The sequence below is a fragment of the Bacillus sp. BB081 genome, from assembly GCF_008368895.1.
GTDB lineage: Bacteria > Bacillota > Bacilli > Bacillales > Bacillaceae_G > Bacillus_A > Bacillus_A wiedmannii.
Map to the genome: position 1 here is coordinate 12979 of NZ_QOZX01000052.1, position 16482 is coordinate 29460.

Below are 16482 nucleotides of genomic sequence, written 5' to 3' on the forward strand. Positions count from 1 at the left end.
GCCTTTAGTCGTAATTATGGCTAAAGGCTTTGAACATTATACTTTTTAGTTAATAAAATCGTATAAGAAGAATTTATAATGTTTTTTATCGAATGTGGAACTGACAATGTACTAGCTTGATAATGAAGCCTGGCTATTAGAATTGAAAAATTTTAGTTTTATTATAATTAATAGAAATGAGAGTAGTGTGAATATAAATCCGCTCCAAATAAGTTGGTGAATACCTAAGTTTGAAATGAACCAGCCTCCAATAGTGGTTCCTAAAGTAATTCCGAGATTTGAGAACGAAACGAATAGACTGTTACCAAATTCAGGTGCTTCTTTAGCTTCACTTATTAACCATGTTTGACCAACAATTAATCCACCAGCATGTACGATTCCCCAAATGAATACTATAAAAATCATTGGAACAAGGTAGGAACCTAAATAATAAACCATTATGTAAACAATAGAATATAGAATAGGGAATGATATTACAGTGTTTATTATGCTTTTTTGCAGGAGACCACCAAATAAATGATTACCTAAAATCATAACTATACCAAATATGAATAGCATGATACTGATGAGAGATCCATTCATGGAAGTTACTTTTGCAAGGTACTCAGCGAAGTAGCTGTATACGGAAAACATGGCTGCAAAAAGGAATGTGACGGTTAAAATATTTAACCATAATCCTGGTTTGCCGAGTATACGAATTTGTTTGCCGAAAGACATTTTTTCTTTAACAGGCATAGAAGGAAGTAGGAGTAGTATTCCAATGAATGCAACAGTGTTAACGAATGCTCCGAATAAGAAAGCAATTTCGAGTGAAAATTGGTCTGCAAGGTAAGAGGTTAGTGGTACACCTAAAGCAAAGCCAACAGTAATTCCCATGAAAACTTTTGTAACTGCTTGACCGCTCTTTTCTGGAGGGACAAGTTTAGCAGCTGTTACAAGAGCGATTGAAAAGAAGAGGGGATGAAGCGCTGCCGGTAAAATACGAAAAATAAGCATGATTTCAAATTGTGTTGTATAAGCGTAGATTAAATTTGAAATAACAAATATGAAAATTGCTGTTAATAAAATTATTTTGCGATTAATACTAGAGACGAGCAGAATTAAAAACGGACCAGAAATAGCAACAACTAGTGCAAATATACTTACTAAAAATCCAGCTTGTGTAGTTGAAATTCCGAATTTTTCAGTGATTTGTGGTAATACGCCGACAATACCCATCTCGGTAGTAATAATTCCGAACACACCTATTGCGAGTGTCAGAATAAGTAAAGGATTTACTTTTTTCATTTATAAAACTCTCCATTCGTATCAGTATTTTGAAAGTAAATTCATTAACAAAGAAGCATTATTATAAGCATGATTGGATGCCAATATTATTAGGATTATGTAATTTTAAACACAATAACAGATATCTAAATAACTAGATATGATATGTTAAAAAAATTTCTCCTTTCGATGTTTCTTGCTTTTATAGGCAGTGCAATTTATAAAAAAAGTAATTGGATACCTGTAAAAAAGCAGAATGTGTGAAAGCTAATAATCAATTAGTATGCTGATTGATTATTAGCTTTCATTTTATAATTCGTTTTGGACGTATTCAGAAAACTCTCGTATTGTTTTTTCATTTCGACGATAGTAGGTCCATTTTCCAATTCGGTCAGACTCTAGTAAGCCTGCTTTTTTCATAGTTAATAAATAACTAGAAATAACCGATTGAGCTAAGCCAGTTTTAAGCTGGATATCTCCTACACATACTCCAACTTGAAAGTTAAGGTCTTGTTCTAGATAAGGTTTTTCGTCGAAATGGTTTTCTGGATTTTTTAACCATGATAAAATTTGACATCTTGTTTCATTTGACAATGCTTTATAAATTAATAAAGGTTCCATAAGGATATTATATCTACTTTTATAGATTTGTAAATGGGTTTTAGTGATTTTAAGGGAAGAAGGTATAGTTGATCCCCTTGAATCGGACATTCTAAAAAAGATGATTTCTGTATGCAAACAGGAGTCATCTTCTGTACATTCTATTGATAGCAAGCGTGATTATAGTACGTCATATATTTCTTAATTTCATGTTTTAACTGAACAAACGATTCACATGATTTTATATATGCTTCATCGGTTAAAGTATTACGAGGATTACGTGCAAAAATGATAATATTGTTACGTTTAAGCATGTTGTTGCCTAGCTATCAATGGCGGATTTCTAAGAAGAGTAATAATAAAACCCAACTGAAGATTTAAGAAAAATTTTATGTTTACCCCACTTTTTATTTTAAAAGTTTTTCCTATCCTATAAATGAGTTACATCAAGAAGGATACTAAAAACGATAAAGTCATAGATGAAAATGTAAAGTTAGGGGATTCTACATGCATACAGGAGTTTTGATGAGTTATTTGTATACTTATTTTTTTACAATTATGTTTTGTATTGTATTTCAAATTGGATGTTATTTTAAAGCGAAAAGAACTATATCTATTTGGCATTTTTTATGGGTGTATGTTTTTCTGTTCTATCTTTCGCTAGTGTATAAGGTGACGCAAATCGCGACTGTATGGGATATAAGTAGATATGAAACGTGGATTCGTGTAAATCAAATTAACTTGACTCTATTTGATACGGCAGGTAGTACTACGTATCTTTTGAATATTGTACTGTTTATGCCGTTAGGTTTTTTATTACCGACTATTTGGCCACAGTTTAGAAAAATGAAAAATACCGTATGTGCGGGATTCTTTTTTTCATTGGCAATTGAGTTAAATCAATTGCTAAATAATAGAATTACAGATATTGATGATTTATTTACGAATACCCTCGGGGCGATTATTGGGTATGTATTATATAAAGCATTATTTAAAATGATATGTAAAAGAGAGGAAAAAAAGCTTGATGCCAACTCTTCTCTAGTTATAAAATACGAAGCTGTTTTTTGTTTAGTGTGTTCATTTGTAGGTGCGATGTTCATTTATTATCCTGGAGACCTGTAAGTCACCAATAAGATGGCGATCTATTCTAGTTCTCCTCGCTTAAACAAGGTAAAATATGAATTGTTCATCCCTTTTTCTAACTTAATAGATGCAGTTTATGTATTACATGATAGGTAGGTGTAAATGTGTTAAGCGTTCAATTATCTCAATACTTACTAAAAGAGTCTAAACCAGCTCTTCATACAGATGGAAAACGAGAGTATATGTTAAAAAATGAAGGGTTATCACCGTATCCTATTTATATAAATCACCCTATTATGATAGGAGTGGGAACAAATTGGAATCAGCATACAGGATTCGAAGAAATTATTAAAGGATTTATAGGTACACATAACAAATTTCCTATGTATATGTTATTTGAAACTTATTTGTGTAGAGACCTTATGGGAGGATTTTTAGAAGAGAATAAACTTCATTTTGAGCTAGTTTTTACGAATAAGAAAAGAGATACGAACTTTTTTAAAGTGTGCATTACCAATAGTGATGATATAACGACACTTATGAAGTATTTCTTCCAATCAGCACAAGATTCTCTCTATACGTTATTAAGCTATTCAGCAGACTGTAAGATGATCAGTAATCGTACTGGTAAGATTGAAATAAAGGCTGACAGTTTCTATCCAAGCTTTTTATTTATGTATGATGCGCAAGAATTATTTATTATTGGTGGAGAAGAGAAATGGTCACATATCCATTATATAAAAAGATTTTTCCATCTTGAGCAGATTACAGATGAGTTAACTATTGATTTAAGAAAATGAGAGATGAGAAGGGATAGATGAGTAAACCCTCAAGTATAGAACGATATACTTGAGGGTTTTTATGTATGAAGAAGGCTTTTCTATTTTTCTCTAGAATGAACAGTAATGTATAATCTAATTCCTTAATGTAATAAGGAGGCAGTAAAATTTGAACAGGAAAATTTGGTTTGTATTTACTTTTTTTGCTCTTTTAGTAGCTGGCTATGTTGTTGTCCAATATTTTATTATGGATGGATTTCAAACAGGGCTTGTAAAAGTGAAGCTTATGTTTGGATCTAAATTAAGTGAATTTTGGTATATGATGTTATTTATACATATTACAACTAGTATAGTAGCATTAGTAACTGGTCCTTTTACATTATCGACTAAATTTAGAGAAAGGAATATCAACCGTCATCGAATAGTTGGGAGAATTTATATGGTTGGTATATTATTAGGAGGCGTTTCTGGACTATATTTATCCTTTTATGCTACGGGAGGATTGGTAGCGAAGCTAGGTTTCGGTTTGTTATCTGTATTTTGGCTAACATCAGCATATGAAGCGTTAAATAGAGTTAAGAATAAAAAAATTAAAGAGCATCGGAACTGGATGATTAGAAATTATTCTTTAACCTTTGGAGCAGTTACATTAAGAATTTGGTTACCGTTGTTTATCGTTCTATTTGGAATAGAGCGATTTGAACTTAGTTACGCTATTATTGCTTGGTTAGCGTGGGTACCCAATTTAATTGTTGCAGAATTATTCATAAGAAAAAGACTTAATAAAGGAAAATACGAAGGAAATGAGGAGTTACATTTTTAATGTAAATTTGCTGTAATATTGAGTGCAGAATCCTTCAGTAATTGGATTTTTTTAATAGCTGAATTACGTACAAAAATAGGATGGCCCATTGAAGCCATCCTATTTTTATTTGTATTACCAACTAGCAGTTTCCGTATTTTCCTTCAACCACTTCACCCAATCCAAATCCTTCACTTTAAGCAAACTGAGCGAAACACCTTTCATATCTAAAGAAGTTAGCAGTGTACCAACTTTTACGAATGTAATATGTAAGTCTTCCAGCTCACATAAACGGCGAATATCATTTGCGAAAATGTATTGCTCCATTAATGGAGTTGCACCGAGTCCATTAATGAGAATAGCGAAGTTGTCGCCTTTTCTCCAGCGGTAAATGCTTTTTAGTTTGTTCATCAGTTCAATCGCTAATATTTCAGAAGAAGATAGTGCTTCTTTACGATAACCTTTTTCGCCATGGATACCAACGCCATAAAAGACTTCATCGTCGTTTAATGAGAACGAAGCTTTTCCCTGCATGGGATCATTTGCAGGTGAAAGTGCAACTCCTAATGTGTGTAAGTTTTTGATGACAGATTGCCCAAGCATTGTTAATTCTTCTAAAGAATGGCCTTCAAGAGCGGCCGCACCGAGTATTTTTTGAACGAAAACAGTACCAGCGACGCCACGTCTTCTTTTATTAAACGAAGCATCATCTTCAATTGAAACGTCGTCATTTACGATGATATGGTCAATTATTCTTCCATCTTCTTTTGCAATTTGCTTCGCCGCTAAAAAGTTTGCTACGTCATCTTTAAAGTTTTTGATGATGAATAGTATACTTTTATCTTTTGGTATGAGGCGAGTTGCCATTACGATTTGTTCTACTGTAGGCGGAGTGAAGATGCTGCCGTTTACTGCAGCCGTAAGCATTCCTTTTCCTACATAACCAATATCAGCAGGTTCATGTCCGCTACCACCGCCGCTTATAATGACAACGTTTTGCTGCAGTTTTTCGATATCTTTTACATAAATGATGTTATTAGTTTCGTCGTAATTTACTTTGTCGTTATGTTCAAAATAAAAGCCATGCAGCATATCTTGAACGATATTTTCTACATCATTCATAATCTTTTTCATTGCTTTTGCCACCCTTTAATTACTTTGCTGATTGCTCCAGTAATAGTAGTAATTGATTGTTTATCATATTTTTCATGAGAGAAGACATAATGGACGGATCTACTTCGCATTTGCTTTCAATCCAATCTTTTATCGTTCCAACGAAGCCGTGACTATAAAAAGAAGCAATCGTATTTTTCGTCGCATCAGAAAGGCTGAATCCACAGCTCACAGATAATTCATCAATAATTTTCATATATAAGTTTTTCGTATGCTCAAATAAATAGTGATTAAACGAGTTTTGTTCAATGACTTTAAAAGCATTTCGGTAAAATTTTTGATTTTCATAAAAGTAATCAAATAATAAATCGAAAATGTTTTCCCACGTTTCATAGTCGAGAAAGTCGATAATGTTCTCTTTCGTTTCTTCTCTATAAATCCAGCTTAATAGCTCAAATTTATCTTTAAAATGATAATAAAAAGTTTGCCTACGCATTTGACAGTGTAACATAATATCGCTCACTGATATTTTATGAAACGACTCTGTTTCCATTAAATACTTCAATGAATTCGCGATTATCTTTTTAGAAATTATAGAAGAGGTCATCTGAATCATCCCTAGAATGTTAGTAATATGAAAATCCTACCTACAAATGAGAGCGGTGTCTTTAGACAGATTGTCCATTTTGTCCGTTTACTATAAAACGCTTTCATTTTAACATGGATAGTAAGAAGAAGATTTCAAATATATCACAATATATTAAAGGAATTGAGGGAGAATCACAATGAAAAAGATTATAAATAAACCAGAAACATTAGTAATGGAAATGTGTAACGGAATGGTTATGGCGCACCCAGAGCTTGAGCTTTTGAAAAAATATAAAGTGATTAAGAAGAAAGAAATGAACGAAAACAAAGTAACGTTAATTAGTGGCGGCGGTAGTGGTCATGAGCCAGCGCATGCAGGGTTAGTCGGAAAAGGAATGTTAGATGCGGCAGTGTGCGGAGATGTGTTTGCTTCGCCTTCACAAATTCAGGTATATCAAGCGATTAAAGAGACAGCGAGTAAAAAAGGTACGTTATTAATTATTAAAAACTACAGCGGCGATATTATGAATTTCAAAAATGGTGCGCATTTAGCGACTGAAGATGGAATTGAAGTTGACTACGTAAAAGTGGACGATGATATTGCGGTAGAAGATAGTCTATATACAGTAGGACGACGCGGCGTTGCGGGCGTTATTCTCGTTCATAAAGTTGCCGGCGCAGCAGCGGAAGCAGGTATGGATTTAGGAGCGGTGAAAGCTGTCGCAGAAAAAGCAGCGGCTAACGTGCGTACAATTGGTTTAGCGTTAACTTCTTGTACTGTTCCGGCGAGCGGATCACCTACTTTCACACTTGCGGAAGATGAAATGGAATACGGCGTAGGTATTCACGGCGAACCAGGAATTAAACGTGAAAAAATGTTGTCAGCAGATGAACTAGCGAACCGTATGACAAATGATCTTGTAAAAGATTTAGGAGTAAAAGATGGCGAAGAAATTGCGCTTCTAGTTAACGGTTTTGGCGGAACTCCACTGCAAGAACTTTACTTATTTAACAACGCAGTTACGCGAGAATTAGCTGCTAGAAACATTAAAATTAATAGAGTATTCGTTGGTAACTATATGACGAGTATCGATATGGCTGGTATGTCTTTAACAGTAATGAAATTAGATGATGAGTTAAAAACATTACTATCGAAAGAGTGTAATACACCAGCGTTTAAAGTAGATGGGCCAGTTGAAAATGTTGAGTACGTGAATGTGCTTGAAGGAGCAGAAGAGAAGGAAGTTTCCTTTGAAATAGAAACAGCGGAAGAGCACACTGTTATTAAAAATAATGTCATTACATTAAACAACATGATCTATCTCGTTGATAAAATGAGCGACGTTATTATTAAAAACGAAGTGCCGTTCTGTGAGTTAGACACACATGCTGGTGACGGCGACTTCGGAATGAGTGTAGCAAAAGGATTTAAGCAATTAAAACGTGAGTGGCATTCTATTGTAGATCAAGAGAACGTAACGATCGGGTCATTCCTTGATGGTTGTTCGATGATTATTATGGAACATTGCGGCGGCGCATCTGGTCCAATTTGGGGCGGAGCATTCCGCGCAGCTAGTAAAGCAGCAGGTGAGAAGCGTGAGTTAACAGTGAAAGAATTCGCTGAAATGTTACAAGCAGCACTGCAAGGTATACAATCTATCGGTGAAAGATCGTTCGGCAGAGGAGCAGTAGTTGGTGATAAAACACTTGTTGACGCACTTGCTCCATGTGTAGACTCTTGGTTAGCTAGCGCTTCAAACGAAGAAGACATGAAAACTGCCTTTGAAAAAGGAGCAGAAGCAGCGGTTAAAGGAGCAGAGTATACGAAAGAAATCGTAGCTCGCATGGGCCGCGCCGGTACAGTTGGTGAAAGAAGCTTAGGCTATCCAGATGCAGGTGCACATGCACTTGGGGTTATCTTTACGGAGATTGCGGGTAGTTTGAAATAGGAATGAGAAGATCCCCTCTGCCTTGTGGTGGAGGGGGTTTTTATTTATAACCATCATTCTTCCAGTGGGAAAAATTATTTGTTAGCCAATCTAGAAGCCGCCTCTTCAACTTCTTTATATGCATTTTGTAATACTTCATTTGGATCTAGTACTGCTGTGCCTTGTGGACGAACAATTTGATAATCTTCAATACCAAGGAAATTAAACATTGCTTTTAAATATTTATGAGAGTATTCCACTTCTGTATACCAATCATCATTTGTATAGATTCCTCCACTTGCTTGTATAACAAGCATTCTTCTTCCGTCTTTAAGTAGTCCAACTGATCCAGTTTCAGTATATTTAAATGTTTCACGTGCAATCATGATATTGTCCATGTAATCTTTTAACTTTGATGGAATATTAAAATTATGCAAAGGTAATACGATAACATACGTATTTGCACTTTTAAATTGTTGTAAAATTTCGGACATCCGTTCTGTTACCTTTTGTTCTTCATCAGTTAACTTCTGTCCATTTCCTTGCTTTTCCCATGCGCTTAAAACAGTTTTATCAATCATTGGTACAACATCATCGTATAAATTAATTTGTTCAATCGTTTCATTATTAGGAATTAATTCTTTATAAGATTCTAAAAAGTGGTTAAGAACCTTAATGCTGATTGATGATGTATCATCCACTTTTGGATGTGCGTTTATGATAAGTGTTTTGTTCATTTGTATTTCCCCTTTTTAAAAGTTTTTACGTTTTAATTGTCGACTAAATTAATCGTCGATTAATATGGTCTTTAATATAAACTCTGAAATTATTTTTGTCAAATGAAATACATACTATTCTAAAAGAGCCTTTTTTTATTTGACTAAAATTCTAAATGGTCCTAAGATACAATTTGATAACCCTTAAAATAAAAAGCAGGTGATTTGTATATGCAATATAGTGTTGGGGTTGAATATGCCTTGCATTGCCTAGTTTATTTAATTAATATTCCTTCCAAGGAAAGTGTTGGAATAAAAGATTTGGCAGAGTTTCAAGGACTTTCTGAAACATTTCTTTCAAAAGTTTTCGGTAAATTATCTAAAGCTGACATTGTGAATTCTGTCCCAGGTGTAAAGGGAGGATACAGGTTAGCTAAGTCTCCAGAAGATATTTCTTTTTGGGATGTAATAGAAGCCGTCGAAGGTCCAAAACCTATTTTTCAATGTAAAAATATTGTACAGAATGGTCTACTATATCGAGACGACGCTTGTAATTCTTGTGAGCCTAGCAATTCTTCTTGTACAATTAACTTAGTAATGCTCGAAGCAGAAGAACACATGCGTGAGTTTCTCCGTAAAAAGACTCTTGCATGGTTAGATAAAGAACTTGACATTGTTTTACCTGAAAAGACAAGGGTAGATACTCGTGAATACTTCAAACAAAAAAACTCTAACTAAATCGCCATGACGAATTAGTTAGAGTTTTTTGTTTTTTAACATTAATTCCATTATGTGAGTACTTCATCATAAATTTCTTCTTTCAATATCACATTTAATTAACTCATAAAGTTTCAAATTGATTAACATTAAAATTCTAAACAACACAATTTTATTTTCGTAAAAAGTAAATGGATTTATGTGTTTATATATTTTAAATATAGTGAAAATTATCTTTGAAAAAGGAGCAGAGTATACGAAAGAAATCGTAGTTCGCATGGACCGCGCCGGTACAGTTGGTGAAAGAAGCTTAGGCTATCCAGATGCAGGTGCACATGCACTTGGGGTTATCTTTACGGAGATTTCGGGTAGTTTGAAATAGGAATGAGAAAGTCCCTCTGTCTTAAGTCGGAGGGACTTTTATATAGTTGATATGTAGAAGACTTCTTTCGGTACTTTTTGCTTATTTGAGAGATTTCTTCAATCAAATTGTATGTTAGACTTAGTTTTTTTGTGATTGCAACTTATCGATTTTCCAGCGTGCTCCTAGAGGATCTAAAGAGCTTTCAATATAAAACATATATTCATCTGCGGTACTTGGTACTTCAAAAGCTATTTTTAATTCTACCGTTTCATTTGGTTTAACTTGTATATCAGAAGGGTTTTGATCAAGCACCTTTCCTTCATAGGTTTTTCCGTCTTTTTCATCTTTTAAGTTATATTTTAATTCTGATAGTCCAATCATTTGACCTCGTACATTTTTTACAGAGACATTAACAACTATAGAATCGTTGCTATCATTTAAATATGCACTTTGAACGGCGCTCAAGTAATAGCCTCCCTTAACACTCTCACCAACTAATAAAATACCTTGTTCCAAGCGGCTCATATCTTCTTTTTCTTCAAAATTTATTAATTCTTCATTTTCATTTTTTGCGGTTGGTTCTTCTATTGGACCATTTTCAACGGCACTATCTTTTTTATCTTGTGTGCAAGCAGCCGTAACACTGACTAATACTAGAATTAAAGTAAGTAATATGAATGATTTTCTCATAAAATTGATCTGTCTCCTTAAGTTTTTCAATTTTCTGCAACTATACATATAAGATTAACATAATGTCTCATTATTGGCTCGAAATAGGGAATCTTTTAGACACCTTATTCTTTTTACTTTTAATATACATTCGATTGGGTCTCACGATATTTGTTAATCTTTTAAATCATTGTCTTAGTAATACCGAGGGTTATTATAGATATATTAATCATATAATTTGTCCCTATCAAAACGAACGTTTCTTGCATCTAATATATTGTAAATATATTTTATTTTGAAAGGATGTGATTATATGGCTCATAAATCTACTGGAGTGTTTCGAGTTCCAGTTTCTGAAAATGGGATTATTCCAGCTGCTCTCAACATTATGTTAAACAATGATTCACGCTGCCATACTAGTAATGTAACGGTAACTGTTAAGAGAAGTCCAAACACTTCTTTCCCAACTCAAAATGAATTAGTTGAAATCTCTCGTACTTTTGTTTCTTTAGAACCAAACAGAACAACTAAGATTGTGTTATTTACTCCAGAATTCCAAATAGAAGATTTTCTTGATGTTATTATTAGTGGAAATAAAGATGATGTTAAGGATGTTCTTGTATATTCTTTCTTAGCAGATTCAGCAGGTCACAATCTGCCATCTACTGTTTTCAGAAATGCAGAATACACTTTTGCTTGCTGACACCGTGATGATGTATTCTTTACTGTCATATATCTGAAGGGAAAAGTTAAATAGGAGTTGATTTAACTTTTATTTGAGTTTTCCAAAGGAGTCTGCTTTAGCTAAATAAACAAGGAACCGACTAATAGGTTCCTTGTTTATTTGCAATTCTGACGCAGAGTCTGTAGCGAATCAATTTGGTATGCTTGAGCTTGCTAAATTCCTTGGAATTGAATTAGAAAAACAAGTAGAGTCAGTTAAATAGTATAGAAGGTTCTAGTGAAAACCTTTGTTAAAGTAATCGTGGTCATATGACCAAGTTTAGGATATCCAGATGCAGGTGTGCATGCGTTTGAAGTGATATTTGCGGAGATTGTGAGTAGTTTGAAATAGGCATAAGAAGATCCCCTCTAGCTTAAACTAGGGGGGATCTTCTTATGCCTATATATATTTCAATAATCGCTTCTATTGTATTGAGAATAATGGCATCTAAATTAAAAAAACGGCTTATAAAAGGACTTATCCGATGATATTTCCTCTAATAGAATTGTGTGATAATCTGCATATAACTGTATATTGTGAGGGTGGGAGGTTGCTATCCTTTCTCTGATTTTATATAAGAAAAAAATTATCTGAGCTTTAATGGAAATGGAGAATATATTATATGATTTTAGGAATTTCATATTTTGATATTTTTTGTACTGTAGTGATTGTCTCGTTTTTCTTGATTTTTTGGAGATTAAACGTATGGTATAACAAAAAACATAATGTTCCTAAGGTTTTGCAATGGTTTCCTAGAAAATGGGGTAAAAGAAAAGTTTCAGAACATTTATCACAATTAAATGAAAAGCTAGCGGCTGAAGGTAAAGGTATTTGGGTTACAATCTATGCTATAGATTTATACATTGTAACTATTCCTTATACAGTCAAAAAATATAAATTTTAATAAATATATTTAAGGAAAGACCTTTTAACTAAAATAAAAGGTTTTTCTTTTTATAAATTTTAGAAGTGATTTGTTGAGTCCATGTGTTTATGTGGAGAAAGTTACTTGAGTTTGATGAGATAGAGGCAGATTGTAGTCAAGTGAACCGTGTAATAATCAGTTTAGGACGAGGCCTTAGTAAAGGGTAAAAACCAACGGGTATTCCGCAAGAAGTTCGAGAAAAATTAGTAGGAAGAGAATTCAAATCTTTTGACGATTGTAGAGAAGAATTTTGGAAAACACTTTCTGATTCGAGCTATGCGGCAGAATTTAATCCTATGAATATAAAACTTATGAAGGGATAGACTTTCATATTTCATCATTATCAATAATAATGTGTTATTTTTTATATAGAAATGAATAAGGAACAGAAAAAATTTTAAGTTTAAAGAGCTAAAATGGTGAAATTGTATTGAGAAATTTTTTGAAACAGTAATATTCAGAAAATTAAAAGTTTTATCAGCTGATTTTTGTTATTATGTTAGTAATCTATAGACAAAGGAGAAGGGGCTATATGAGTGTACACGTAATAAAAAAGGAAGAAATCACTTTACTTTTACAGGATTGGTATCGAGAAATTCGTTCACAGAATTTCGTTAAGGCAAAGGAATTAAAACAAAGTATTGATACAAAAGTTAATAGTATGGAAGAAGATCAAAAGAATACAGAGTTTTATTCACTTTTAGATTTTAGATTTAAAATGTTGAGTGCAGAGTTTTATCCCCATCAATCTGACATATCTAAGAATGATCTAAGAAAAATGAAGTTAGATGAAGCGCCATCAGATGAATCTTTATTATATTATTACCATTTCTTTAAGGCTTCTCATGCTACGGTAAACGGTGATTTTAAAGTGGCTGAAAAGCATTATGGAATAGCAGAATCTTTGTTGGAAAATATTCAGGATCCAATCGAAAAAGCAGAATTTAACTTTAAGCTATCTAGCTACTATTATCATGTTTGCCAGCCTATTTTAGTTATTCAATATGCAACTAGAGCAAGAAATATATTTGAAGGGCTGTACGGGTATAGTAGGAAGGTCGCAGCATGTGACAATGTTCTGGGGTTAGCATGTGTAAAGCTAAATGAATTTGAGCAGGCAGAAGTTTATTTTATGTCGTCTCTGGATATCTTGAAAAAGCAGAATGAAGAAGAGCTAATGTTACGAGTTCGACATAGTTTAGGAGTTATGTATGCAGAGCAAAACCTATCTGATTTAGCAATTCGTTATTTATCAGAAGTATCACAAAAAATCCCGAATCACTTTAGAGCGATTTTTTTGGAAGCTAGAGAGAATTTAAAGTTAGGAAAAACAAAGCTTGCAGCCTCTTTAATTGAAAAAGGATTAGTAATCTGTAATGAACTAGAACAAAAAGAATATGAACATCATTTTACCATTCTAAAGGGAATGAATGAGAATGTTTCTGCTGAAGAATTAGAGTTAGCTATTTCTAAAGGAATTTCTTTCTTTAATGAAGTAGGTTTATGGCAATATGTCCAGGAATATGCTGAAAAGTTAGCGGTTAAATATCATGAAGAAGGAAATTCAATAAAATCTAGTGAATACTTCTATTTAGGATATAAAGAAAAAGAAAAAGGTTTTCAGAAAGGGGCTTTAAAATGAAAAGAATCATAAGCAGTTCAATTGGATTAATAATTACGGTCATACTATTAAATGGAGTAAATACTCCAATAGACCAATCAAAGGTTAATACAACAAACGTTATACAATATACGCATGGAGAGCCGTGGGGCTGATGGAATATTGAAGTATAAAGAGTTGTTGGATCAAGGGATTATTACTGAAGAAAAGTTATCAGTGAAGAAAAAGTAATTATTAGGTATATAGATGAAACGCTCAAATGAGCGTTTTTTATTTTATAATCAGATGACTTATTTTCATATATATCCTGGTAAAATTTATTCCTTTCCCTAAAAGAAAAGACACCCAAAGGTGCCTTCTTCGGACTTGCCTCTTCTTTTACTTGTACACTTGGTGTTAAGAAGGTATTATATTGCTTAAAAACCATAAAAAAATATAACAATCATCGAGTAAGCCTATTATAGCTCAATAAACAAGCTTTAATATGAAATATTACATATATATAGATTTATTCATGTTTAATCTATATAGTTAAATTGTCTGTTATTTGTTTTAATTCATTTACTTATTTTATTTTTGAGTGCTCCAGCAATGGAGCCTTTTTTTATATTGGTGAGATTGTACTAATATGAAAGAATAGAATTAACTGTATATTGTAAGGGTGATATACCTATGGAGTTTTTGTTTGAGCTTCTAAAAGAATTGGTGAAGCTATTGTACGTGAAGTTTCTGCATATGTTTTATTTACATAAAATTCGTTATCGGTAGCAAGAAAAAGGCGAATTCCTAATTTCAAAAGGAATTCGCCTTTTTCTTTTTCTTTTTCTATAACCCTATTTATCTTTTTATACATTCCTATCATGGCGGTACCCCATTTATAGGCTATGAGAAAGTGTATTTTTTGCACTATTATCCATTCTTGGATATTATTAATAATATATATGAAATTATTTTTTTATTAAAAAGGTTTGGCGGTGTGTAAAATGATTAAAGGGATTAAAAATATTGAAACGAAAGAACCGATAACCATGTTTCTATTTATTCCCTGTAGTACTCTTTTGTTTGATAATATTTATCAACATTTTATTCTTAGAAAGGATTTTACACTACAGAAGCTTTTATTTGAACTCGTATTTTTATTTATTTTCACTTCATTTTTTTTATGTAATAAGTGTTTACAAAAAATGAATAAACAAATGTTTACAAAATATATTTTTCTTGGCGTTAGTATTATTTATCTTTTGGCATACGATCTTATGTTTATACGTAATCCAGGTGCTTCTTTACATATTCCTTATTTAGAGTGCTTCTTAGTAATTTCTGCACCTTTATTTTTAAGTATTCATTATCTTCTATCGGTATCTATTTGTATGATATGTAGATTTTTAATTGCTATTTATTATTTTGAAATTAACTATCCAATATCATTAATATTATTGTTTCTAACAATTTTTGTTACGTCATTTTTTGTATTTCTTTCATTAAAATTTTTAGTACAAAAAATTAAAGCATCCTATGAAAAACAAATGAAAGAAACAGCTTTATCGATAATGAGGATAATGGAATTAAAGGATCAATATACGAAAGGGCATAGTGAACGTGTAGCCAATTATGCTACTATTCTTGCTAAAGAAACAAATGAATATGATGATAATTCTTTAAAACAATTTCATTTTATTTGTTTATTACATGATATAGGGAAAATAGGTATTCCTGATGAAGTTTTAAAAAAAGCATCTTCTCTTACAGAAGAAGAATATAATATTATTAAGACACACCCACAATTAGGGTTAGAAGTTTTTAAAAATATATCTTTAATAAAAGGTAATGAAGACATAATTCTTTCTCATCATGAAAGATGGGATGGAAAGGGCTATCCTCAAAGACTAAAAGGAAATCAAATACCATTATGCGCAAGAATTGTTGCAATAGCTGATGCATTCGATGCAATGACTTCTTCAAGAGCATATCGTTCGGCTCTATCTCCTGAAGAAGCTTATAGACGTATTATAGAAGGATCTGGTACACAATTTGATCCTTCTATAGTAGAGGTTTTCAAAAAGGTATTTCCTTTGTGGGAAAAAATGGTCCCAAATTCTTTTAGTTAAAAGCTCATGTCTGAAATCGATTCATATTTGAGGTATGATGAATGCGAAAAATGAAAAACCCGAATCCAATCATGATAAAAGTTTGGAACTAGATAATGAATAAGGCACATAAAGAAAAGGTACCTATATATAGGTACCTTTTCTAATAGTTTGTTAGCAGAAACAACTGCATCCGATAATGATTAATAGAATAAATAATACAACTAATAAAGCAAATCCTCCAGCGAAACCGCAGCCTTCGCCGCAACTACCACCATATCCCATAACAATAGTGCCTCCTTTAGATAAAAGGGTAAAACTAGGGTTCATTCCATGGATTTTAATGGGTTCACTTTACTTTATGTTTTAAAGAATGAATTGAGGCAGCCGTCCTTTTAGGTAGATAAGACTTTAGTTTTCCAATCTAAAGAAATTTTGTATCAGTTCTTTGTGAGTATATCATAATATCTGATTGATTTATTATGCATTGTTACATA

General features: G+C 32.6%; 19 protein-coding genes and 3 pseudogenes. 13 read left to right on the top strand and 9 right to left on the bottom strand.

Annotated elements, in window-relative coordinates:
• Positions 1-111: 111 nt before the first annotated feature.
• From DN394_RS21055 to DN394_RS29850, 3 genes and pseudogenes are all read right to left on the bottom strand, one after another.
• Positions 112-1287 carry an MFS transporter gene (locus tag DN394_RS21055; RefSeq protein WP_097917294.1) on the bottom strand — a complete coding sequence of 392 codons (1176 nt, stop codon included), beginning with the start codon at positions 1285-1287 and terminating at the stop codon, positions 112-114.
• A gap of 288 nt (positions 1288-1575) precedes the next feature.
• Positions 1576-1887, bottom strand: coding sequence for an ArsR/SmtB family transcription factor (locus tag DN394_RS21060; protein WP_000433539.1), 312 nt, complete (start codon positions 1885-1887; stop codon positions 1576-1578).
• 140 nt (positions 1888-2027) lie between these two features.
• Positions 2028-2192, bottom strand: a pseudogene (locus DN394_RS29850) (IS3 family transposase); the annotation flags it as partial.
• Positions 2193-2373: 181 nt separating this feature from the next.
• Between DN394_RS29850 and DN394_RS21070 the strand changes: the two are divergent.
• From DN394_RS21070 to DN394_RS21080, 3 genes are all read left to right on the top strand, one after another.
• Positions 2374-2991: a VanZ family protein gene (locus DN394_RS21070; protein ID WP_149294196.1), complete on the top strand. Its 618-nt coding sequence runs from the start codon at positions 2374-2376 to the stop codon at positions 2989-2991.
• Positions 2992-3116: 125 nt separating this feature from the next.
• Complete coding sequence (locus DN394_RS21075) at positions 3117-3752, top strand: hypothetical protein (protein ID WP_149294197.1); 636 nt, start codon at positions 3117-3119, stop codon at positions 3750-3752.
• 148 nt (positions 3753-3900) lie between these two features.
• Positions 3901-4554 carry a DUF2306 domain-containing protein gene (locus DN394_RS21080; RefSeq protein ID WP_149294198.1) on the top strand — a complete coding sequence of 218 codons (654 nt, stop codon included), beginning with the start codon at positions 3901-3903 and terminating at the stop codon, positions 4552-4554.
• A gap of 114 nt (positions 4555-4668) precedes the next feature.
• On the opposite strand, the gene dhaQ is transcribed toward DN394_RS21080, so the two are convergent.
• Entirely contained in the window at positions 4669-5667 is a 999-nt protein-coding gene (gene dhaQ / locus DN394_RS21085) for a DhaKLM operon coactivator DhaQ (RefSeq protein ID WP_149294199.1), read from the bottom strand.
• A 19-nt stretch (positions 5668-5686) separates the two neighbouring features.
• Complete coding sequence (gene dhaS / locus DN394_RS21090) at positions 5687-6253, bottom strand: dihydroxyacetone kinase transcriptional activator DhaS (RefSeq protein ID WP_149294200.1); 567 nt, start codon at positions 6251-6253, stop codon at positions 5687-5689.
• 178 nt (positions 6254-6431) lie between these two features.
• Between dhaS and dhaK the strand changes: the two genes are divergently transcribed.
• Positions 6432-8183 carry a dihydroxyacetone kinase subunit DhaK gene (gene dhaK, locus DN394_RS21100; RefSeq protein ID WP_149294201.1) on the top strand — a complete coding sequence of 584 codons (1752 nt, stop codon included), beginning with the start codon at positions 6432-6434 and terminating at the stop codon, positions 8181-8183.
• A 74-nt stretch (positions 8184-8257) separates the two neighbouring features.
• On the opposite strand, the gene DN394_RS21105 is transcribed toward dhaK, so the two are convergent.
• Positions 8258-8899: an FMN-dependent NADH-azoreductase gene (locus DN394_RS21105; protein ID WP_046957157.1), complete on the bottom strand. Its 642-nt coding sequence runs from the start codon at positions 8897-8899 to the stop codon at positions 8258-8260.
• Positions 8900-9109: 210 nt separating this feature from the next.
• On the opposite strand from DN394_RS21105, the gene DN394_RS21110 reads away from it, so the two are divergent.
• Both DN394_RS21110 and DN394_RS21115 read left to right on the top strand, forming a co-directional pair.
• A complete protein-coding gene (locus tag DN394_RS21110; protein ID WP_149294202.1) occupies positions 9110-9616 on the top strand; it encodes an RrF2 family transcriptional regulator in 507 nt (168 codons plus the stop codon).
• 178 nt (positions 9617-9794) lie between these two features.
• Complete coding sequence (locus DN394_RS21115) at positions 9795-9977, top strand: DAK2 domain-containing protein (protein WP_149294203.1); 183 nt, start codon at positions 9795-9797, stop codon at positions 9975-9977.
• A gap of 120 nt (positions 9978-10097) precedes the next feature.
• On the opposite strand, the gene DN394_RS21120 is transcribed toward DN394_RS21115, so the two are convergent.
• Positions 10098-10649: a DUF4352 domain-containing protein gene (locus tag DN394_RS21120; protein WP_149294204.1), complete on the bottom strand. Its 552-nt coding sequence runs from the start codon at positions 10647-10649 to the stop codon at positions 10098-10100.
• Between the two features lie 292 nt (positions 10650-10941).
• Between DN394_RS21120 and DN394_RS21125 the strand changes: the two genes are divergently transcribed.
• The 6 genes and pseudogenes from DN394_RS21125 to DN394_RS21145 all read left to right on the top strand — a co-directional run bounded on the left by DN394_RS21125 (position 10942) and on the right by DN394_RS21145 (position 14053).
• Complete coding sequence (locus DN394_RS21125; protein WP_149294205.1) at positions 10942-11331, top strand: hypothetical protein; 390 nt, start codon at positions 10942-10944, stop codon at positions 11329-11331.
• A gap of 145 nt (positions 11332-11476) precedes the next feature.
• Positions 11477-11575 (top strand): annotated as a pseudogene (locus tag DN394_RS21130) (alpha-L-glutamate ligase); the annotation flags it as partial.
• Between the two features lie 399 nt (positions 11576-11974).
• On the top strand, positions 11975-12256 hold the full coding sequence (locus tag DN394_RS21135) for a hypothetical protein (RefSeq protein WP_149294206.1): 282 nt from the start codon (positions 11975-11977) through the stop codon (positions 12254-12256).
• Positions 12257-12456: 200 nt separating this feature from the next.
• Positions 12457-12594, top strand: a pseudogene (locus DN394_RS29855) (WXG100 family type VII secretion target); the annotation flags it as partial.
• 215 nt (positions 12595-12809) lie between these two features.
• Positions 12810-13919, top strand: a complete 1110-nt coding sequence (locus DN394_RS21140; protein WP_149294207.1) for a response regulator aspartate phosphatase — start codon at positions 12810-12812, stop codon at positions 13917-13919.
• A complete protein-coding gene (locus DN394_RS21145; protein ID WP_149294208.1) occupies positions 13916-14053 on the top strand; it encodes a Phr family secreted Rap phosphatase inhibitor in 138 nt (45 codons plus the stop codon). The genes DN394_RS21140 and DN394_RS21145 overlap by 4 nt, the downstream gene beginning before the upstream one ends.
• A 515-nt stretch (positions 14054-14568) precedes the next feature.
• On the opposite strand, the gene DN394_RS21155 is transcribed toward DN394_RS21145, so the two are convergent.
• A complete protein-coding gene (locus DN394_RS21155) occupies positions 14569-14760 on the bottom strand; it encodes a hypothetical protein (RefSeq protein ID WP_149294210.1) in 192 nt (63 codons plus the stop codon).
• Positions 14761-14881: 121 nt separating this feature from the next.
• On the opposite strand from DN394_RS21155, the gene DN394_RS21160 reads away from it, so the two are divergent.
• A complete protein-coding gene (locus tag DN394_RS21160) occupies positions 14882-16006 on the top strand; it encodes an HD-GYP domain-containing protein (RefSeq protein ID WP_149294211.1) in 1125 nt (374 codons plus the stop codon).
• A 153-nt stretch (positions 16007-16159) separates the two neighbouring features.
• Here the strand turns inward: DN394_RS21160 and DN394_RS21165 are convergent, their stop codons facing one another.
• A complete protein-coding gene (locus DN394_RS21165; protein WP_000540371.1) occupies positions 16160-16270 on the bottom strand; it encodes a YjcZ family sporulation protein in 111 nt (36 codons plus the stop codon).
• Between the last annotated feature and the right edge of the window lie 212 nt (positions 16271-16482).